This is a genomic window from Oceanobacillus jeddahensis, from assembly GCF_000750635.1.
In the GTDB taxonomy this organism is placed as follows: domain Bacteria; phylum Bacillota; class Bacilli; order Bacillales; family Amphibacillaceae; genus Oceanobacillus; species Oceanobacillus jeddahense.
This window is the reverse complement of sequence record NZ_CCDM010000005.1, coordinates 252181-271863: the sequence shown is the minus strand read 5'-3', so window position 1 is coordinate 271863 and position 19683 is coordinate 252181. Positions and strand designations below refer to the sequence as shown.

The 19683-nt window shown below is 38.2% G+C and carries 19 protein-coding genes and 1 pseudogene; 6 read left to right on the top strand and 14 right to left on the bottom strand.

All coding sequences use genetic code 11. The annotated features are described in order from the left end of the window. Positions 1-232: 232 nt before the first annotated feature. Positions 233-1174, bottom strand: coding sequence for an MBL fold metallo-hydrolase (locus tag BN986_RS19985; protein WP_040983795.1), 942 nt, complete (start codon positions 1172-1174; stop codon positions 233-235). 498 nt (positions 1175-1672) lie between these two features. Here BN986_RS19985 and BN986_RS19980 point away from each other — a divergent pair, with 498 nt between their 5' ends. Continuing rightward, positions 1673-2149: a YueI family protein gene (locus tag BN986_RS19980; RefSeq protein ID WP_040983441.1), complete on the top strand. Its 477-nt coding sequence runs from the start codon at positions 1673-1675 to the stop codon at positions 2147-2149. 178 nt (positions 2150-2327) lie between these two features. On the opposite strand, the gene BN986_RS19975 is transcribed toward BN986_RS19980, so the two are convergent. Next, positions 2328-3389, bottom strand: coding sequence for a YkvI family membrane protein (locus BN986_RS19975; protein WP_040983794.1), 1062 nt, complete (start codon positions 3387-3389; stop codon positions 2328-2330). Between the two features lie 238 nt (positions 3390-3627). Here BN986_RS19975 and BN986_RS19970 point away from each other — a divergent pair, with 238 nt between their 5' ends. From BN986_RS19970 to BN986_RS19950, 5 genes are all read left to right on the top strand, one after another. Beyond that, positions 3628-4881, top strand: coding sequence for a PucR family transcriptional regulator (locus BN986_RS19970; protein WP_052400971.1), 1254 nt, complete (start codon positions 3628-3630; stop codon positions 4879-4881). Between the two features lie 115 nt (positions 4882-4996). Beyond that, positions 4997-6112: an alanine dehydrogenase gene (gene ald / locus BN986_RS19965; protein ID WP_040983440.1), complete on the top strand. Its 1116-nt coding sequence runs from the start codon at positions 4997-4999 to the stop codon at positions 6110-6112. A gap of 139 nt (positions 6113-6251) precedes the next feature. Further along, positions 6252-6782: a type 1 glutamine amidotransferase domain-containing protein gene (locus BN986_RS19960; protein WP_040983438.1), complete on the top strand. Its 531-nt coding sequence runs from the start codon at positions 6252-6254 to the stop codon at positions 6780-6782. A gap of 12 nt (positions 6783-6794) precedes the next feature. Beyond that, the gene (locus BN986_RS19955; RefSeq protein ID WP_040983436.1) at positions 6795-7955 is read left to right on the top strand and encodes a conserved virulence factor C family protein; all 1161 of its coding nucleotides are present in this window, start codon (positions 6795-6797) and stop codon (positions 7953-7955) included. Between the two features lie 268 nt (positions 7956-8223). Continuing rightward, a complete protein-coding gene (locus BN986_RS19950) occupies positions 8224-10197 on the top strand; it encodes an acetoacetate--CoA ligase (RefSeq protein ID WP_040983434.1) in 1974 nt (657 codons plus the stop codon). A 175-nt stretch (positions 10198-10372) separates the two neighbouring features. Here BN986_RS19950 and BN986_RS19945 read toward each other — a convergent pair whose 3' ends face one another. From BN986_RS19945 to BN986_RS19890, 12 genes and pseudogenes are all read right to left on the bottom strand, one after another. Continuing rightward, positions 10373-10840, bottom strand: coding sequence for a DUF3221 domain-containing protein (locus tag BN986_RS19945; protein WP_040983432.1), 468 nt, complete (start codon positions 10838-10840; stop codon positions 10373-10375). Positions 10841-11087: 247 nt separating this feature from the next. Next, on the bottom strand, positions 11088-11423 hold the full coding sequence (locus tag BN986_RS19940; protein ID WP_040983430.1) for a DUF5362 family protein: 336 nt from the start codon (positions 11421-11423) through the stop codon (positions 11088-11090). A gap of 236 nt (positions 11424-11659) precedes the next feature. Next, on the bottom strand, positions 11660-12124 hold the full coding sequence (locus BN986_RS19935; protein ID WP_040983428.1) for a hemerythrin domain-containing protein: 465 nt from the start codon (positions 12122-12124) through the stop codon (positions 11660-11662). Between the two features lie 109 nt (positions 12125-12233). Continuing rightward, positions 12234-13667, bottom strand: a complete 1434-nt coding sequence (panF, locus tag BN986_RS19930; protein WP_040983426.1) for a sodium/pantothenate symporter — start codon at positions 13665-13667, stop codon at positions 12234-12236. A 39-nt stretch (positions 13668-13706) separates the two neighbouring features. Then, on the bottom strand, positions 13707-13982 hold the full coding sequence (locus tag BN986_RS19925) for a YhdT family protein (protein WP_040983424.1): 276 nt from the start codon (positions 13980-13982) through the stop codon (positions 13707-13709). Between the two features lie 194 nt (positions 13983-14176). After that, entirely contained in the window at positions 14177-14473 is a 297-nt protein-coding gene (locus BN986_RS19920) for a pyridoxine 5'-phosphate oxidase C-terminal domain-containing protein (RefSeq protein WP_052400969.1), read from the bottom strand. Positions 14474-14650: 177 nt separating this feature from the next. Continuing rightward, positions 14651-15789, bottom strand: a pseudogene (tnpB, locus tag BN986_RS19915) (IS200/IS605 family element RNA-guided endonuclease TnpB). After that, positions 15776-16198, bottom strand: a complete 423-nt coding sequence (tnpA, locus tag BN986_RS19910; RefSeq protein WP_040983422.1) for an IS200/IS605 family transposase — start codon at positions 16196-16198, stop codon at positions 15776-15778. The pseudogene tnpB and the gene tnpA overlap by 14 nt, the downstream one beginning before the upstream one ends. 172 nt (positions 16199-16370) lie before the next feature. Continuing rightward, positions 16371-16685, bottom strand: coding sequence for a pyridoxamine 5'-phosphate oxidase family protein (locus tag BN986_RS19905; protein ID WP_040983788.1), 315 nt, complete (start codon positions 16683-16685; stop codon positions 16371-16373). A 34-nt stretch (positions 16686-16719) separates the two neighbouring features. Next, positions 16720-17718 (bottom strand): LLM class flavin-dependent oxidoreductase, encoded by a 999-nt coding sequence (locus BN986_RS19900; RefSeq protein WP_040983420.1) that lies wholly within the window; start codon positions 17716-17718, stop codon positions 16720-16722. An 85-nt stretch (positions 17719-17803) separates the two neighbouring features. Next, positions 17804-19195: a DHA2 family efflux MFS transporter permease subunit gene (locus BN986_RS19895; protein WP_040983418.1), complete on the bottom strand. Its 1392-nt coding sequence runs from the start codon at positions 19193-19195 to the stop codon at positions 17804-17806. 38 nt (positions 19196-19233) lie between these two features. Next, positions 19234-19668 (bottom strand): GNAT family N-acetyltransferase, encoded by a 435-nt coding sequence (locus tag BN986_RS19890; RefSeq protein ID WP_040983416.1) that lies wholly within the window; start codon positions 19666-19668, stop codon positions 19234-19236. Between the last annotated feature and the right edge of the window lie 15 nt (positions 19669-19683).

The following is a 19683-nucleotide window of genomic DNA, read 5'->3' as shown; positions in this document are numbered from 1 at the left end:
CGGAAAAATGAAATGTCGAACATCTGAAATAACTCAGGCATTAGGAAGAGCCCAATAATCAAACCTAATAAAAAAACAGTAATAATGCGCAACTTTTTTCTCAATTTTGCTCTGCCTCCCTTTCGTGAAAACAGAAAAGAAAGTGCTCAAACGGCACTTCTTTTCTTTTTTTATTAAAAGAAGGTGTCCTTCCCCATTTTATTTAGTCAGGATGGAACATTCACCTCTATATTTACTTTTTCTGCAAATAATCTATCATGCCAAGTGCGCTTAATTGCAAGTCTATATGAATCATCTGATAAACCTCATGGTCATCGGCTATTCCCTGCTCCCGAAGCTCCGCTTGCACATATTTTAACAGACTTTCTGCAATCTCATCATAGCTTTGTCCTTTTGCAAACGCAGTCTCTGCTTTTTTCACAAAAATATCCAGCCATGCCCCTGCCCAATCCAGCGCTTCTTCTACTAAATCTGTTTCCCCAAAATGCCCGAAATAGATATAATCTAATTGTTTCTCACGGAATCGTTGCAAAGAATGTCTCATCGCATCTGGATCAAAGTGGTTAGGAGAAGTAGAAGGCAAAAAGAAGTTCACTCCATGTGGAAACAATTGTTCATATTGAATTCCAGCTGTATCTCCTGTAAACATCCCGTTACTTAGTCGATCATAAATGCCTAAATGGTGTCTGGCATGCCCCGGAGTATCCCAAAACTCTAATACCCGCTCTTCTCCAATTTGTAATATATCGCCTTCTGTTTTTTCCACAATTCTTTCTTCCGCGGCTGGTACGATCGGATCATATAATTCGGAAAAACGCTCTCCATAAATAGCCCGGGCTCCTGCCGCCAATTTCTTCGGATCAACAAGATGTCTTTTTCCTTTTGGATGAACATATAAAATAGCGTTGGGACACAGCTCTAATAAACGCCCTGCTCCACCAGCATGGTCTAAATGAACATGTGTTACAATAATATGTTTCACATCTGCAAATGTATATCCTAATTCCTCTAAACCTTTCTTAATATAAGGTACTGCGGGACTAGGCCCTGTTTCAACAATGGTAAGTTCATCTTCTTCAATGATATAAGAACCGGTTCTGCCACTTACACCAAAATCAAATCCATCAATAAGCGAAATACTATGATGGAGTTTCATCGGCTTTCTGGAATGCAGCTTCATATTAATCCCTCATTTCACAAAATATTTCTAACATAGCTTATCTTATCTTAACATTTTTTATAAAGTGAATCTTCCTTCAGTGGAGGTTTTTCGATGGGGCGAGTAATCGCAGTCCCAGTCCCCGCCCTATCCAGTTACACTGCGATAAAACTCTCCGCATGATTTTTTATTAGGAAACCTATTTTTATTTCAGCTTACCTGATCAAAGAAAAATAGGAAATTGGAATGATTTTCTTTGCTTGAAATACAACAATAGGGTACATTAGATGGAGAATAAAGAATATCTAAAGAGAACTTGACATTCTTTAAAGGGAGCCTTGAAAGCGTGTATTGCTTTCTTAGAATCCTTTATACTCTTGAGTGCAAGCCTTTCGAGAATGCCTTAGTTACACTTATACTTTATTCCTTGAATTCTTTATACTTTCTTAAAGTGTAAAAATTGCTGATACAGATAAACAGCAACTTGAAAATGGATTAAAAGGATGAAATAAAATGAGCAAAAAAAATGTAGATGATTACCTTCAAGAAGGTATGTATGGAACACGCCTGCCCAAAGAAAGCGAACGGAAAATGTTTCTTGGTACATTGCGGGAACGCATTGCCTTTGTTTTAACCATTGGAGAGGTAATGTCTAATAAAGGGCTCGCTGAGTTAGAACGCCAATTAAAACAGCATCCAAAGGCTAAAATATTATTGAATGGCAATATTTCATACCAATTTTTAAAAGAAGAAAAAGCACTTGCAGATCGCTTTTCTATTCCTCATACAACGGTAAGTAATCAAGAGAATGATACCGAGATTGGTTTAGTACTCACTTATGCTTATGCTATAGATGCAGAACATATTTACCTCAAAGATATAGAGAACATGGAAGCTCCAAAGGAAACAGAAGATTCAAAGGGAAGCACAGAAAAAAATAGTACACCATCAAGAGGAATTGTTTCAAGGCTTAAAAATCTATTCCATTAATCCGATATCGTTCTTCTTAGAAATCCTTCCTTGAAATATGGTTATACTCCTTCTACCGGGTTTTCAGGGTATGCGACGTATGCAAAAAGTCCCGGTCATCAGAACTTGCGTGAATAAATCAAATTCCGATGGCCGGCACTATAGTTCACTTTACCTTTCCTTCTTTTTCACACGTGCATCATTTGTCATCAAATTTAATTTTTTTAAGTCTAAACGGTGTGATAATCAGAACAACAATCAAAGCTAATCCCATATATCCAATCAACGTATAGAATTTAGAAACTAAATCTGTAAAACCGACAAAGCTCAGTATAAACCCGGCGACCAGCGTTATCGCTAAAATAATATTAAATTTCTTCGTTTCTGCTTTTGCAAATCTGGCAACAAATGCAAAGAACATACTAATTGCCGTATTAAAAATCATTCCAAATAGAACAATCGCCATAATAATACCTAATACCGGTGAAACATTATTCACAATACCTAACATCGGCATTTCCAAATTACCGACTTCTTCAATCTTTGCAAAAATAGCAAAATGACTAAGAAGGATTAACACACCAAGTCCAATACCACCTACTAAACCGCCAATAGCAGCTGTTTTTCTATCTTTTTCTGCACTTCCCATCACGATAGACATTGCTGCACCAACAGATGTATTGAAGGTTGCATAATTTAATCCTGCGATAAACCAATTAGGAAAAAATGGTCCATGACTTCTTGCCGTACTATCCAATTCTGAAAAAGACCCATCCATCGTTGTAAAACTATAAATAGAAATAATAATCACAAACAGGATTAGAAATGGCGTAATACTACTAATAATCGCAACCACTTTATCTACCTTTAACATACCGGTTAAAAGTACTAATACAGACATAAGAACAGCACCTACAATATGAGGCAGTCCAAACTGTTGATTAAGATTTGCTCCAGCGCCAGCAAGCATAACTACTCCTACGCCGAACACAGTAAATACAAGAACACAATCAACGATAAAGCCGAAGTATTTCCCGCTAATCTTATAAATTACTTCATTATAAGAAGTTGTTTGTGCTCTGCTCCCTAACCAGACAAGCATCATACCGACATACGCAAAAAGCACTGTTGAAACAAAAGCAGCTAAAATCCCCCATGTACCAAAGCTTGTAAAATACTGTAATACTTCTTGTCCTGAAGCAAAACCGGCACCTACAATCACTCCAATGAATGCGCTTGCAATAACGAAGATTTTCATTATTTTTCTCATGTGTTTCCCCCTCTTGTTCTTTTTCATCTTATAAATATCAGGTGAAATCTTCTTGTGTATATACTAAAATAAAATATGTATATACTTTTAGCCAATATATATAAAATGGATTGCTTATGGAAAATGATAGTCTATTTTACCAATAAAAAGCAAGTATACAAATTATTAAATTTATTCAAAATAATGTGTTTTCTATTTCGACCACATCTTTTATAAAGGAGGGCACTTTATGGATTCTTCTCATTCGGCAAAGCATAAAATAATGACGCTGCAGAAGCCTTTTTCTTCCTTAGACGACCTTGCTGATACGATTAGCGAGGTACTGGTATGCCCGATTACGATCGAGGATGCCAATCATTACGTTTTGGCATATAGTAAACATACCGAAAACATTGATGAAGCACGAATCGGTACGATCATGAACCGGAAAGTCCCTGATAAAGTCATTAACGGTTTGTGGAAGAACGGAGCAATGCCTAAACTAATTGATAGTGATCAGCCCGTTATTATCCCTGAAATCAAAGAAATTGGGCTTGGAAACCGAATCGCTATTTCCATCTGGAAGAAGAACGAAATATTGGGTTTTATTTGGGCACATACAGGTGAAAACGAATATTCTGCTGATGATTTGGAAATTCTAAAAGAAGCCACCCGACAGGTGAAAAAATTTATCTTGCAAAAGCTGCCGGGAAGAAGAAATGCAGAGCAAGCTTATAAAGATTTTTTCTGGCAGCTGTTAACAGCTGATTTTGTCAGTACAAGTACCATACAGTCCTATGAAAAACAATTTAATATAAAACTGCAGGATGGCCTGGCTATCGTTATCTTCCATTTTGAAGATGAGATCACACCACAAATTGAAAAGCACGCTTCTTATCTTTCTGAAACGGTCATGCAGGTGAATACGATTTTCCGTTTATTTGACGATCAAGACTTTATCTTACTCGTTCGACTGTGGAAGGACCACGATACATCGGATAAAATTTATCAGTTTATTGAACAGTTTCAGGAAAAAATAAGTACACAGCTGCAGCTGACTTTCCTGCAGGGTGCGGCGAGTCAAATTTATGATTCAGCAAAAGATATGACACGCGCCTATGAAGAGGCTCTTCAGACAAATTCACTGCAAAAGAAGTTTCCCAATGAATTATCTTCATGTTTTCTTTATGAAGATTTAGGTGTATTTCAATGGATAGATATCTTGAAGGAACACCGTCAAAAGCGCCATCATACAAATAAATACATTCATCGCCTGCAACAATATGATGAACGTCAGCAAAGTAATTTATTGTACACCTTAGAAAAATATTTGGAGCATGATTCGAACGTACACCGTACAGCAAAAGCTTTGTTTATCCACCCAAATACAATGAATTATCGATTAAAACGAATTCATGAAATTAGTAACCTTGATTTAAAAAATCCGCATCAAAAAGTAGCTGTTTATTTAGAATTATTAGCTGATAAACTAGAAAAAAATTAGCGTTTGTGTATTTACACAAATACTATACTCTTAATTCATTAATTTCCCTAATGAATTTCCACAAAGAAAGCGTTACCATTATAAGTATAAATGATTAACAAAGGGGCGATTGAACATGATTATTGGGGTTCCTAGAGAAATAAAGAATAATGAAAACCGTGTCGCAATGACACCAGCAGGAGTGGTTAACCTTGTCCAATCCGGGCAAACCATCCTTATTGAAAAAGAAGCAGGATTGGGCAGCGGTTTTACAGATGAAGAATACAAGCAAGCAGGGGCAGAAATTATCACAGAGGCAAAGGATGTATGGGAACGGTCTGATATGATTATGAAGGTAAAAGAACCGCTTGAATCAGAGTATAGCTATTTCCGGAAAGGATTAGTACTATTCACCTATCTTCATTTAGCAGCGGATACAAGACTAACAGAAGAACTTGTCGAAAAAGGAGTCACAGCCATTGCCTATGAAACCATTGTAGTAGGAAACGCTCTTCCGCTTCTGACACCAATGAGCGAAGTTGCCGGACGTATGGCTACACAGATCGGCGCACAATATTTAGAGAAATCAGAAGGTGGAAAAGGGATTTTACTTGGCGGAATTCCTGGCGTAAAACGCGGAAAAGTAACCGTTATCGGCGGTGGTGTCGTTGGTACAAATGCAGCCCGCGTAGCTATCGGTCTTGGTGCGGATGTTACGATTATTGATTTGAATCCGCAGCGCCTCCGTGAACTGGAAGAGATTTTTGGTTCCAGTATTCAAACATTGATGTCTAATCCATTAAATATTGAAGAGGCAGTCAAAGAATCTGATCTCGTGATTGGTTCTGTGTTAATCCCAGGTAGAAAAGCACCGAAGCTTGTATCAGAAGAAATGATCCAATCCATGCAACCAGGTAGTGTTATTGTGGATGTCGCCATTGACCAGGGCGGTAACTTTGAAACAGTTGATCATCCGACTACGCATGAAGACCCAATCTATGTAAAACATGACGTTCTTCATTATGCGGTTGCAAATATTCCTGGCGCTGTTCCACGTACTGCTACAGTCGGGTTAACCAATGTGACGGTACCGTACGCAGTTAATATCGCGAAACAAGGAGTAGAAAGCGCCATTCAAAATAGCGCACCTATTGCCAGCGGTGTGAATGTAATGAATGGACATGTGACGAATGAAGCAGTTGCTAATGATTTAAATTATGAATATGTTTCTGTACAGGATGCTTTAAAATAAATTATATCAAAATTGCCATCACCTCCTATTGAAGAGATGATGGCTTTTTCTATTCAAATATATCGACTTAGAAGGCTTTCTGATCGTCATTTTTATACCAGTCTGTTAAACTTATTTTATACAGAATGGAGGGATTATTTTGCGTTTACAAAACCAAAAAGTTATCGCACTAGTCGATCATGATTTTGAAGATTTGGAATTATGGTACCCTGTTCACCGTTTACGTGAAGAAGGCGCCAAGGTAGATTTAGTCGGACAAGAAGCAAATCAAAAGTATATTGGAAAATATGGTGTTCCGGCAGAATCTGATTATGCTTTCTCAGAAGTAAATCCAGAAGATTATGATGCCATTCTGGTTCCTGGAGGATGGGCTCCGGATAAACTTCGCCGTTTCCCTGAAGTGATCAACTTCGTAAAGCATATGAATGATCATCAAAAACCGATCGGACAAATTTGTCATGCCGGCTGGGTATTAATTTCTGCCAATATTTTAGAAGGTAAGACGGTAACCAGTACACCAGGAATTAAAGATGATATGACGAATGCTGGTGCAACATGGGTTAATGAGCCGGCAGTTTCTGACGGACATCTTGTTTCAAGTAGAAGACCACCTGATTTACCAGATTATTTGCGTGAATTAATTAAGGTGATGGAAGAATACAAGCGTTAAGGGAGCATGAAAATGAAAATTGTTTCTATAGAACCAACACCAAGTCCACACTCAATGAAAATCAACGTGAATGAGGCTTTACCCCCTAACGAAACCTATAACTATAGTGACAAAGATGATTTAACCCAGGCACCGAAATATGTGCAACAGCTTTTCACATTGGAAGGGGTTAAAAATATCTATCGTGTTATTGACTTTATTGCTTTGGCACGGCATCCAAAAACACCTTGGGAGGAACTTCTGCCTCAAGTCCGTAATGTATTAGGAACAGATGAGGCTTTTAATCAGACAGATGAGTTGTCTCATACAGGCGAAGCTCCTTCTGAATCATTTGGGGAAGTTCATGTTTATATTCAAATGTTTTTAGAAATACCAATGCAAGTAAAGCTGACAGAAGGGGACAAGGAGGAACGCTTCGGACTGCCAGAGCGTTTTTCCAATGCGGTAATGAAGGTCTCTCCTGCTTCTGAAAATGTCATTATGGATCGAAAATGGGAAGAACAGCATCCCCGCTACGGTCATATGGATGAAATTGGGCATGATGTGGTGGAAGAGCTAAAGGCAAGCTATGATCAGGGCAGATTAGATACGATCGTGAAATCAGCTTTTCAACAAGATGAGGACACAGATAATATAACAAATTATTATCAACATGTCCCTATTGAAAAATTAAATAATCCTGATTGGCGTGAACGTTATGCTGCACTGGACCGTCTAGACCCGACGCTGGATGATCTTACCCTGTTAGAAAAAGCTATTCACGATGAAAAAGCGTCTATTCGGCGATTAGCCACTGCTTATTTAGGGATGCTGGAGGACAAAGCCGCTCTGCCATTATTATATGAAGCTTTAGCTGACAAAGCCGTCAACGTCCGAAGAACTGCTGGAGATTGTATCTCTGACTTAGGTTTTACAGAAGCTATTCCAAACATGATAGAAACGTTAAAGGATAAGAGTCGGATTGTCCGTTGGCGTGGGGCAATGTATTTATATGAGGTTGGGGATAATTCTGCTATTCCAGCCCTTGAAGAAGCATCCCAAGTGGAGCCGGAATTTGAAGTACGCATGCAAATAAAATTAGCCTTAGAGCGTATTCAAGGTGGTGAACAGGCAAAAGGATCTGTTTGGCATCAAATGACACAAGCTGCAAAATCAGATTCTTCTTCTGGTTGATATAAGCTAAATCAAGAGCGGACGTTCTTGATTTAGCTTTTTTATTGACAGTAAAGTATAAGAAAAAAATGAAGACAGAATTTAAAAATAGTTTACCTCAACCATGCATATAATGAATATATATTTTGACGAAACAAATAATCGCAATGCTTTTCATTTAGATAGAATCCTACTCCCAATCCCACATGTTTTCCATTCCATGACCTTTACGTTTGGAAAGCGTTTTCTTATAATGGTAGTATTGAAAGAGTGAAGGGAGATTTTGCAAATGGGAATACAAGAAGGTACCTTACTTTTTGAACCAAGTGAGGCACAAATAGAAAATTCACATATTACTTCTTACCGCACTTGGTTACAAGAATATAAACAAATCCAGACAAATGATTATCATACGTTATGGAAATGGTCCGTGGAAGATCTTGATACATTCTGGGAATCTATCTGGGAATATTTTAACGTCCAATCGCACCAGCCTTATCAAAATGTTCGTTCAGGCAACCAAATTATTGGAACAAAATGGTTCCCGGAAGCGGCCATTAATTACACAGAACATGTATTTCGAAATAAGTCATTGAGTACTCCAGCCATTATTCATACATCAGAAAACCGGGAGCAGCAGGAAGTTACTTGGGAAAAGCTGTATCAAGATACGGCTGCCCTTCAAAAAACGTTAGAGAACCAAGGTATACAAAAAGGAGATAGAGTGGCATGTTATGCACCTAATATCTATGAAACTGTCGTAGCCTTCCTTGCAACAGCAAGTTTAGGAGCGATTTGGTCCAGTGCTTCTCCTGATTTTGGAACACAAAGTGTGATGGAGCGTTTCCAGCAAATTGAGCCAAAAGCAATGATTACCATTGATGGCTATTCTTATAATGGAAAAAAGCATAATCGATTAGATGTGGTCAAAGCGTTGCAGGCTGCTCTTCCATCTTTAAAAACAACAATAGCGATCCCTTATCTAAATAAACAAGCGGATTTCAGCGATTGTGTACAGCCAATATCCTGGCACGAGGCAACTGCCCATCATGAAAAGTTAGAAATGTCCTATACACCTGTCGCCTTTAATGACCCTCTTTGGATATTATATTCCTCTGGGACCACAGGTAAACCGAAACCAATTGTACATAGTCAGGGCGGCATTTTACTGGAACATTTGAAAGCAATTCATCTACATTTGGATTTAGGGCGAGGCTCACGATTTTTCTGGTTTACTACTACAGGCTGGATGATGTGGAATTTTCTTGTCGGCGGATTACTGACAGGGTCTTCTATTATTCTTTATGATGGCAGTCCAGCTTATCCAGACAAACAAGTTTTATGGCGACTTGCCGAGCAGACAAAAATGAATGTATTTGGAACAAGTGCCAGCTTTATTACAACTTGTATGAACGAAAATATATCACCGAAAAACGATTTTGATTTATCTTATTTAAAAAATATCAGTTCCACAGGTTCTCCCCTTTCTCCAGAAGGGTTTGCCTGGTGTTATTCACATCTTAAAAATGATATCTGGGTCTCTTCTGTCAGTGGAGGTACGGACGTATGCACTGCCTTTTTACTTGGATCTCCGACGCAGCCTGTTTATGCCGGCGAAATTCAATGTGCAGGATTAGGCGCAAAAATAGAAAGTTTTGATGAAGATGGAAATTCTATCATAGATGAAATTGGCGAGCTTGTGTTAACAGCTCCATTTCCAAGTATGCCTATTTATTTCTGGAATGATGAATCTGGATTGAGGATGTATCACAGCTATTTTGATACCTTCCCTGGTGTCTGGTGTCATGGCGATTATATAAAATTAACAAAAAGAAATACGACTGTTATTTATGGAAGGTCTGATGCTACAATTAACCGCGGTGGGGTCCGAATTGGAACGAGTGAAATTTATCGTGTGACGGATGAGGTTACAGCTGTTAAAGATAGCTTAATTGTAGATTTACCAAGAGAAAATGGAGACTCTATAACAGCTTTATTTGTTGTACTGAAAGATGAAGAAAAATTAACGGATACCATTGAGCAAGAAATTAAACAGCAGCTACGTACACACTGCTCACCAAGACATGTCCCTACCCATATTTATGAAGTAAGAGAACTTCCGCAAACCTTAAATGGAAAGAAAGTAGAAATTCCTGTTAAAAAGATTTTAATGGGACAGGATCCAACTACTGTTATGAATAAAGGGTCTTTGATCAACCCGGAAAGCCTGGATTATTTTATCGAGTTAGCCAAGAGAATATGAAAAAGTGCTGATTGATGGTCTATCCGTCAATCAGCATTTTTTCCATTTCAAAGCGGATTAGGCTTAATATAGCACCTTATAAGTGGAACTTCTTCTTTTTTCACCCACTTCTCTGCACCCCTTAATAAAGCAGAAGCAATTCTCATACGTTGCTTATCTTTATTGTCTTAAAAAGTTAATCTTTCAAATCCATCACTTCAACATCGATTATTTCTCCAATTTGCGCCGGGTAGGATTCTTTGATTCCTCCTTTATAGGTCACCTTCACATAATCACCATTATTCAGATCATATTTATTTTGAAAAGAAATCGGATATATTGAATCTTCTAATTGATTAAAATAATGGACATAATCTTCATCTTCCTTTTTGTCGTCAGTTAGTACAGTTTGATTCAAATATTCCTTTAAATAATTATTCATATAATACATATACGTTGTTACTTCATCAAAACTTTCAAATGGCTTCCGCATATCAATATAGCCATTGAAATAATATCCTTGTAATGTACTTTCCTCATCATCAATGATGTCAATGCTGTCCTCTTCATTTTCATCTGCCTGATCAACAGGTACCTTAAAAAATATAAGCACCATTATTGAAAATAATACTATGGTAATAATCAGAAAAATACCCTTTTTCATTTAATCCCCCCAAGCTCTTACTCAAAATCGGTTCACCTTTACTTTTAAATATACTATCCATTTATGTACTATACAAACTAAAAAATCTGAATATTATTACATAGCCATTACTAAATGACATCGATAAAATATTCAGAAATAATATTGCTGACGAAATCTGTGAATAAAAAATACGGATGGAGCAGCATTATTCTTCCATCCGTATTATATTTAATTGAGTCAATCAAGCTCTGTATCTTTTTTACAATCACATACTTATTAAAATAATAAGCATCGGAATAAGCAATACCAATGAAATAATTGTTAAAATACCCATGATTAATACTAATTTACCATATTTACTTAATAGCTCATTTACATTACCTGCCGCAAAATTATCCGAAGATATAATATTGGAAGCTTCCACACCTGTTTGATAAAAGAGATAACCAGTTATAATGGAAATGATTCCTGAAATCAAACTCGTCAGATCAACAACTAAACTAAAAATAATAGATAGTGCTCCCATGATAATGGATGTTACACCTACAACTTTTCCCCATGTTGATATTCTTGCTAAATTTTCCCTCTCTAAATATTCCATAAAATCCTCTCTCCTTATTTCTTATAGTGACTTTAGTACTTTATTCACCGTCTCTCATCTTATTAAACATTTTCCAGGTCATTCCTCATTCATTTGTTTACCGGTTACTTTATGTTTAAGATAAAATTTTTATGTCCCGCTTTCTATAACCGAAAAATCTCACCCTCTTTACCCTTTTAAATAGAAAATGCTGATTGAAGGAAGCTTATCCCGCAATCAGCATTTTTCCATCTAAATCAAAAACCGCTATAGGAATCACGATGAAATTTTCCATACACTTGATGTAAATACTTATCCGGAACCGTTTCTTCAATCAATGGAAAGATTTCTCTCTCTTCAAACCGGACATTGCTCTCCAAAAGCTCACCAAGACGGTGCATCTTTTCATATGGGTCTTCCCTGTTTTTCCGTATTGCATAGACAAGGCTGCGAATTTGTATATGCTGATACAGCATTTCTTTGATTAATTCGGTTTCTATTTGTTCAGCATATACCTCGTATAGCGGCAGCAGAACTTCTTCTTCATCCCGAAAATGAGGGATCGCATCTTTTTCCCAATAATCAATAAGACCTCTGATCGATTCTCCTAATGATTTATCTGTGTTTTCTGTACCAGCCCGTTTTAATTCCATGGCTTGTACCAATGCATGATGATGGTGATGTGATAATGGCTTCAATGCATCATGCCGCTGCTTTTTCACAATAAATCACCTCCGTCACAATCTGTTAAAGTCTTTCTTCTTATTTTAGAATAAGGAGAAAAGCTCTCTCTTTAAGTATAAATCAAATTTAGGCTGCATTCATACGATTTCAGCTTGGTATTTCCTCTTTTTTCAGTAATAAACTCCCTGAAACATAGGCAGCTAAAGCCAGAAGCATGGAAGTCACAACAGAATGCATCCCAAACGGCTGTGGATAATATGTCTCAAAAATAATATAACTGCTAACACCCGTGAGCATAGAAGCGATCGCTCCGTGCTTGTTCCCTCCCTTCCAATAAAGTCCAAGGATGATCGGCCAGATAAAAGCAGCTTCCAAACCGCCCATGGAGAATAAATTCAGCCAGATAATCAAATCCGGCGGCTGCAGCGACATGAAAATAACAATAATTCCTATAATTGCAGTTGCTCCCATACTCCATTTGCGAATCGTTTTATCATTCGCATCTGGGCGCACATAATTTAGATAGACATCCTTAACAATCGTTGAACTGACCATTAAAAGCAGCGAGTTAACTGTCGTCATAATCGCTGCCATCGGAGCAGCTAAAACAATCCCTGCAACCCATCCGGGTAATACAGCCTGCGCTAATTCCGGCATCACCGTATCTCCAATTTCAATGCCAGGAAGAACCGCCCTTCCAAACACCCCAATTAAATGCATATTCAACATAATAAAACCGACAACAAACGTACTGATAATGATTCCCCGATGCAATGCCTTTGCATTTTTATAGGACATAGCACGAACAGCAATCTGTGGTAAGGCAACAACTCCGACACCTACTAACACCCAGAAGGAAGAAACATACGCAGGTGTTAAATTCCCGTCTGCACCGAATGGTGTAATTAAATTCGGATTTTCTGCAGTCAAATCATCCATAATCTGGGAGACGCCTCCTCCTGCAATGATGACAGCGACAAGCAAAATAAGTGTCCCCAAAAACATGATCACACCTTGAATTCCATCTGTAATAGCTACCGCCCGGAATCCTCCAACGACAACATATACTAAGACAGCCAGCGAAAAAATACATAAAGCTGTAAAATAGGATATACCGGTCAAAGATTGAACCAGGCGTGCTCCGCCGATCCATTGTGCCGACATCGCTGAGAACAGAAAAATCAAAATGCTGGCTGCTGAAAGAATCACAACCCATTTGGATTGGTATCTTTCCTTTAAAAAATCAACAATCGTAACTGCCTTATATTTTCTTGTTACAATTGCAAAACGTTTCCCAAGCACCATCAATACAAAATAACCTGTAGCAAGCTGTGTCATAGATAACAACACCCAGCCAAGTCCCTCATTATAGGCTGTTCCCGGACCGCTTAAAAAACTGCTCGCACTCCCATAAGTCGTGACAAGGGTCATCGCTAAAATAAAGCCGCCAAGACTTCTGCCGCCCAAAAAATATTCTTGTAAAAAGGAATCAGAGCGGCTGACAAATTTCCCTGTCCAGATCCCAATCATAAATACAATTGCAATAAATATAAATAGTGGTAAAACTGCTTCCCAATTCATGGTTAAGCTCCTCTGATAGTAAGATGAGAATTTTTCTGTTTATTCTTCCTCTTCCGCCTCTAAAGAAATATCTTTAAAAAAGAATTTCACAACAAATATGGTTAATACCATCATTACAATAAATCCCAGAATGCAGCTAAAGAAAAACCATGCAGGAAAGCCAAATATGTAATGATAAGATTCCGGGGATTTGCTTCCAAGTCCATAAGCGAAACCAAACCACCAGATAAAATTAAAAATAACGAGCCCTATACCAAGCCAAGCTTCCCGATTGGCAGCCTTGTAACGTTTATCCGTCCACACATTTCTTTTCATATAAAGACTCCTCACTATACTGAAAAGATTATTTCTTTCTTACTATAATCAAATTTTTCCACACTGTAAACTGACTGAATTTCATGCTAAGTGAAAATGCAGTCAGGAAAAGCTTTGCTTCCTGTATTTTCTTCTCTATTTCTTTTCTTACAAAAATGCTGAATGACAGGTATCATTCAGCATTTTTAAATAGATTATGGCCATAATAAAGACTTATCCCATACTCCATTATTTAGTTGATATTTTAATCTGGCATGCTTTCTGTTATCTGCAGCCTGCCAAAATTCTACTTCTCCGGCATTCAATTGGTACTGTGTCCAAGTAGTTGAAATCAGGCTTGGGTTCTTCTCCAACTCATTGACTTTATCTCTTAAAGCTGTATCCAAATGCTCTTGCTTTTCAAGAATTTGACTTTGTTTTCCAAGTAAAGCAATTGCTCTTGCCACAGCTCCCCGTTTAAGAAAATCATCTGCATTGCTTTTTGAATCCATCTTCTCTGCCTTTCCTCTTATACGAATTTGCTTCCCAAGAGTTGGCCATTGAACCTCTCATGACTGAAGTCACGAGATTCTTGGGAATAGAGTTTACTTGCAAGTATATTTCTTTACTCACAGCGGTTTCTCTTATTTACCAAGCTATCTCCGCAGTTCCTGCGGTTCTTGTTATTTTTACACGAGGGATTTTATTCGTAATCCCTCCGCTAAAATATTTTTGCTAGCGTTTACATCTCTGTCATGGTGTGTATGACAATTAGGACATGTCCAATGTCGGATATCCAATGATTTTTTGCCATCTTGATGTCCGCACTCCGAACAAAGTTGACTGGACGGGAACCATCTGCTTATCTTCATGATTTCTCGTCCGTACCATTCTGCTTTGTACTCCAATTTCGTAACAAAACTTGACCAAGATACGTCAGTTATACTTTTTGCCAGTTTTTGATTGCGTAACATCCCTTTTGTGTTTAAATCCTCTATACAGATCATATCGTGGTTTTTGATAATTTCTGTACTTAACTTATTCAAAAAGTCGTTACGTTGGTTCATTACTTTTTCATGTAATCTCGCTACTTTACGTTTTTGTTTTTGATAATTTTTTGCATCAAATAGGTCGATGCCCTTCTGTTTAGCTAACAAAGCACGCCTTGACAGCTTACGTTGCTCCCGTTTTAATTGCTTTTCCATTTTTGATGTGAATCGATGATTATCAAACTTTTGTCCGTCAGAAAGAATCGCAAAGTCTGTAATGCCCAGATCAACCCCAATGGCAGTATTTGTTTTAGGAAGTTGATGCATTTCTTCTTCACAAAGAAGCGAAACAAAGAATTTCCCGCTTCCTTTTTTCGAATCGTTGCATGTAGTATTCGCCCTTTGGGTTCTTGACTTTTGGCAAATTTAACACATCCAAGCTTCGGTAATTTCATCCGATTACCCAGGATAGCGATACTGTTATTGACATTTTTAGTGGTATAACTTTGCACTGGATTCTTTTTGCTTTTGAATTGCGGTTTATTATTTTGTTTTTTGAAAAAACGGGAAAATGAATCAGCCAGATGCCTGACGGATGATTGAAGGGCAATGCTGTCAACTTCTTTCAACCAAATGGTTTCTTCCGTCTGTTTCATTTGCGGCAGCATAGCTGAACAAGCATGATAGGTTAACCCTTTTCCAGTCTTAGAATATGTTTCGTTCCACAGTGCTAAAAAATGATTATACACGAACCGGGAACAACCAATGGTTTTAGAGATGAAATTTTTTTGTTCTTCATTAGGATACAATCTGAATTGGTAAGCCTTATGTTGAATCAATGCATTTCCCCCGCTTTTTTTGGTTTTTAATATACGTCCGTATCTGTTCTTCTGTGTTTTCACTACCAGTGGCTACAAAGTAGCTGGGATTCCACAAGTGACCTCCCCACAGGCATTTCTTTAGCTCAGGGTGTTCCTTGAATAAGAATCTGGCAGACACGCCCTTAAAAGCCTTCACCAGGTTAGGAATATAGTGTTGTGGTTTACATGCAATAAGTAAGTGAATATGATCTTTATCTGATTCCATTTCAACCATTTTAACGTCATGATCGCGAGCTATTTGTTTTAACAAGTTTTTAACATCCGTATCGATTTTTCCATACAGAATATCCTGCCGATACTTCACGCACCAAACCAAATGGTATTGAATCGAATAGACATACCCGCGTCCATAATATACTTCAGACATACAAAACACCTCTGCATATATTTTAACATACGCAATGGTTAAAACGTACTTTTAAAGGGGACATATACGATAATTTATTTAAACATATGTTGGTTGTTTAATATAGCTGAAACGATGTCACAACCGAAGCCGATTCATCTACACGACTAAAGTCGCGAGTATTCTCAGCTTCTCAATAAAAGTTTAATGCAGCATAGGGATGTGCTTGCAGTTGTTTTCCTTTCTGACTTTCCGAACTGGATGCAAAATACCAGCCGGCTTCATCCAGGTCTTTTAAGATAAGAATACGTGAATCCGGATAACCCATTGCATCAACTGTAGATACTGTCATAGCATGTGGATTAGGAACATGCTTCTCCATTGCTAATTGGAACCAGTTTTCAAATAGCTTATGCGGCATATCAGGTGCATTATCCATGTGAAATTCCCCGGATTCTCCCAATATCGTTTTTGCCTGTATAATTTGTTCGCGTATCCCTTGGTTCATCCTTCTCACGCTCCTTATTTTTCACCTTTTTCTTTTATAGCATTGCTTCCGCCAACAGACGATAAGATTTTTTCTTCGCTTCAAAATCAAATGTATTATTGATGACCATGAATTCGTCGGTCTGATATTTCTCCTGTAAAGCAATTAACTGCTGCTTCACTGTTTCCGGCGTACCAATAATACATCTTTCTCTGTTCTTTTTGATAATCTCTCTGTCTTCTGCACTCCATTTATCCTGGTCATCGCGAACATCCTCGATAGATGTTACTTTTGTTCCCAACCCCTTACTCACGTTCAACAACCATTTATCCTGCGTCAGCGCATGTTCCTCTGCTTCTTCTTCCGTTTCTGCACAGACAATAAAAACACAGACGATAGACGCCGGGTTTTCCATACCGGCAGATGGGGAAAAGTTTTCCCGGTACGTTTGGAGTGCGTTCACGCCGTTTTCCGGATTAATAAAATGTCCAAAAATAAACCCTGTTCCCAGTTCCGCTGCACGATTTGCACTGCGTTCTGATAAACCCAGTAACCAAAGCGGCGGCACCTGTTCAATGCGTGGAGTGGCTTTCACAAGACGAAAATCATGCTCCCGCGGCATGGAATTATGCAAAAACCCCTGTAAATCGGCAACCTGCCTTGGAAATTCAGCCAAACTCCGATTTTGATTATCTGTCAGCGCAGCTCTTGTCTGCGGAGACCCTCCTGGCGAATTCCCAACACCGAGATCAATTCGATCAGGAAAAAATGCAGCTAATGTTTTGGCAATCTCAGCAATTTTATAAGGGCTGTATTGTGGAAGCAAAATACCACCAGAACCTACACGAATACGGCTTGTTACAGAAGCGATTCTCGTCATCACGATTTCCGGAGCAGAAATAGACAGCCCATTCGTATTATGATGCTCTGCAACCCAATAACGATGATAGCCCAGCTCTTCTGTCCATTTTGCTAACTCCAGTGTGTGCTGTAACGCTATTTCCGGCGTTTCTCCCATCGAAATAGGAGATTGGTCTAATACACTTAATTTCATATTGAACACTTTCCTTTTCTAACTTAAAACAGCTTCTATCCATAATTAAAAAGCATAAATGCTGCCCATTCAACATTTATGCTTTTTAATCGCTATGGTACGATTCTTTTTTCTCTTTAATTCGCATCGACAATACCACACCAAGCAATGCTATCACTGCCATCATGATAAATGCATACATTGTTCCCCAGTAGGTTCCTGCCTGCTTTGGTGCATCCATTACAGAAGTCGTTACACTAATAATCGTTGTCAAAATCACAACTCCAAAAGCCATTCCTAATTGACGAACCGTATTAACAATCGCCGAATTATGAGCCAGCTCCTTTTCATCCAATACATCTACACTGACAGAAACTAGCGGCATCAGTGATAAACCAAAGCCTGTCATAAAAAAGCAAAAATAAATCATAATTAAAAAAGGAGAACTGTCGATGCGCAGTGTAGTCATTAGCACTAGGGACAGCAGCGTAAATGCGAAGCCGATAACAGCTAAAATTCTGCCCCCATATCGATCATATAAATTCCCCGAAACAACAGAGACAATGCAAAGCAGAATTGTACCAGGAACTAATAAGAAGCCTGATAAAAAAGCGCTTGTTTCTAATACATTCTGAGCAAACATCGGCAATATCGTTTCTGCAGATAGTAACAGCATCATATTGATAAAAATAAGCACCACAGCCAACAAAAATGTCTGGTTTTGAAATAAGCGGACATTGAGCACAGGCACATCATCCGCCAATTGGCGTCGTATAAACAGGAATAATAAAACAACACTGATGAGGAATGGCAAAATAACGAAATAAACATCCATTCCAGCAACACTGATGTTACTAATACTAAAAATAAACAAAGAAAAAGCCCCTGCCGAAAGAATCACAGAGAGAATGTCCAGCCGTGCTGCTTGTTTTTTCAACACATCCTGCATATAGAAAATAGCTAAAACGAGAAGTATCAGCACCAGCGGCAGCATAAACCAGTGGAGGATACGCCAATGAAAAACATCAATAATCATCCCTGTCAAAGACGGTGCGCTTGCCGGGGCAACATTCACCACACCGCCAAGCAGCCCAAGCGCAAAACCTCGTCTTTCCTTAGGAAATACCGTAATTAAAATCGTTTGAATCACAGGCAATATTATTCCCGCCCCAATCGCTTGAATGGCCCTGGCAAGAATCAATAGAATAAAGCTTTGTGAAAAAGCTCCTATGATAAGACCGGCAGCCATGCAAAGCAGCGCAAAAATCAACAGCGTCCTGGTTGAAAATCGATTAGATAAATAGCCGGTCAGCGGAATAAATACAATCGTTGTTAATAAATAAATCGTTGTCAGCCACTGTACTTCCGTTGCATTAATCTGAAATTCACTCATAATCGCCGGATAAGACGTTATTAATAGAAACTGGCAGAATGTTAATAAGAATGCCGTTGCCAGCGTAACCATAATAACCCCTTTATTTTCTAATTTAGGTTGCATGACTCCTCCTCATTTATTCTGACGTTATATGTATTATTTTAATTAAACCGTTTCACCATCAAATAATGCGGAATACCATCTTCCAAGAACTCATCCGAAGCCGTTTCATACCCTAATTTATGATAAAATCCTTCTGCATGCGTCTGTCCATGCAATTTTGCACGAGTTAATCCTTTTTCTAAAGCAATTTCCTCTAAAGAGTCTACAACAACCTTTCCAAGTCCATATTTGCGGTAAGGTTTCAAAATACAGATCCGTTCTAATTTCCCGATACCTTCTACTTCTCTCACTCTTCCTGTACCTACAGGCTGATTATCGTAATATACTAAAATATGATCACAATCCGCATCCAACCAATCAAATGCATCAAATTCCTCTTCCTCTGCTACCTCCTGCTCTTTTACAAAGATTTCTTTTCGAATCTCAAAAACTTTCTGTAAATCCTTTTCTCCAGTTACTACTTTATATTTCATTATTGTTCCCCTCTC

What these genes read in the sequence shown, in the direction of transcription:
- BN986_RS19980 (WP_040983441.1), top strand. Translation starts at nt 1,673, where the DNA reads ATGAGCAAAAAAAATGTAGATGATTACCTTCAAGAAGGTATGTATGGA.
- BN986_RS19970 (WP_052400971.1), top strand. Translation starts at nt 3,628, where the DNA reads ATGGATTCTTCTCATTCGGCAAAGCATAAAATAATGACGCTGCAGAAG.
- ald (WP_040983440.1), top strand. Translation starts at nt 4,997, where the DNA reads ATGATTATTGGGGTTCCTAGAGAAATAAAGAATAATGAAAACCGTGTC.
- BN986_RS19955 (WP_040983436.1), top strand. Translation starts at nt 6,795, where the DNA reads ATGAAAATTGTTTCTATAGAACCAACACCAAGTCCACACTCAATGAAA.
- BN986_RS19950 (WP_040983434.1), top strand. Translation starts at nt 8,224, where the DNA reads ATGGGAATACAAGAAGGTACCTTACTTTTTGAACCAAGTGAGGCACAA.
- BN986_RS19945 (WP_040983432.1), bottom strand. Translation starts at nt 10,840, where the DNA reads ATGAAAAAGGGTATTTTTCTGATTATTACCATAGTATTATTTTCAATA.
- BN986_RS19940 (WP_040983430.1), bottom strand. Translation starts at nt 11,423, where the DNA reads ATGGAATATTTAGAGAGGGAAAATTTAGCAAGAATATCAACATGGGGA.
- panF (WP_040983426.1), bottom strand. Translation starts at nt 13,667, where the DNA reads ATGAATTGGGAAGCAGTTTTACCACTATTTATATTTATTGCAATTGTA.
- BN986_RS19925 (WP_040983424.1), bottom strand. Translation starts at nt 13,982, where the DNA reads ATGAAAAGAAATGTGTGGACGGATAAACGTTACAAGGCTGCCAATCGG.
- BN986_RS19920 (WP_052400969.1), bottom strand. Translation starts at nt 14,473, where the DNA reads ATGGATTCAAAAAGCAATGCAGATGATTTTCTTAAACGGGGAGCTGTG.
- tnpA (WP_040983422.1), bottom strand. Translation starts at nt 16,198, where the DNA reads ATGTCTGAAGTATATTATGGACGCGGGTATGTCTATTCGATTCAATAC.
- BN986_RS19905 (WP_040983788.1), bottom strand. Translation starts at nt 16,685, where the DNA reads ATGAACCAAGGGATACGCGAACAAATTATACAGGCAAAAACGATATTG.
- BN986_RS19900 (WP_040983420.1), bottom strand. Translation starts at nt 17,718, where the DNA reads ATGAAATTAAGTGTATTAGACCAATCTCCTATTTCGATGGGAGAAACG.
- BN986_RS19895 (WP_040983418.1), bottom strand. Translation starts at nt 19,195, where the DNA reads ATGCAACCTAAATTAGAAAATAAAGGGGTTATTATGGTTACGCTGGCA.
- BN986_RS19890 (WP_040983416.1), bottom strand. Translation starts at nt 19,668, where the DNA reads ATGAAATATAAAGTAGTAACTGGAGAAAAGGATTTACAGAAAGTTTTT.